1 protein-coding gene is annotated in these 590 nt (G+C 36.9%); it reads left to right on the top strand.

The genetic code is table 11. From position 1 onward, the window contains the following. Positions 1-36: 36 nt before the first annotated feature. The coding region (locus tag ACFPOH_RS10785; protein ID WP_390309634.1) for a transposase at positions 37-590 on the top strand (554 nt) is incomplete at its 3' end.

The following is a 590-nucleotide window of genomic DNA, read 5'->3' as shown; positions in this document are numbered from 1 at the left end:
GCGCAAATGGTGAAAGAAAATCTTCCGATGATGTGGTTGGCGGGATTGCAAACCCCTGACCATCGCACAATAAATGATTTTCGTAGTGTTCGTATGTCAAACATGATGGATTCTGTATTTGAACAATTTGTCCTTCAACTAGTAGAACAAGGATTTATCGACCTCGACCATATTTTTGTGGATGGTACGAAAATAGAAGCGAATGCCAACAAATATACGTTTGTATGGCGAAAATCCGTAGAAAAATATGATCAGAAACTACGAGCCAAAATTCAATCGTTTCTACAAGAAGCGCACCAAATCGCCTTGGAGGAATTAAAAGAAGAACAATTAGAAGAAGAATTAGAAAAATCATCGGCACAACTTTCTGAGAGAATAGAAGCTTTGGAAAAAGATTATAAACAGGAAGAAGACAAAGAAAGAAAAAAAGAACTTCGCTCTAAAAAATCCCAACTCACCAAACAACTGAAAACGATTCAAACGGATTATCTTCCACGATTACGAAAATACAAAGTACAAAAACAGATTCTAGGTGAACGAAATAGCTACTCGAAAACCGACCATGAGGCCACTTTTATGCGAATGAAAGA

Source organism: Ureibacillus suwonensis (assembly GCF_042655065.1).
In the GTDB taxonomy this organism is placed as follows: Bacteria; Bacillota; Bacilli; order Bacillales_A; family Planococcaceae; genus Ureibacillus; species Ureibacillus suwonensis.
This window is presented reverse-complemented; position numbering and strand designations above follow the sequence as displayed.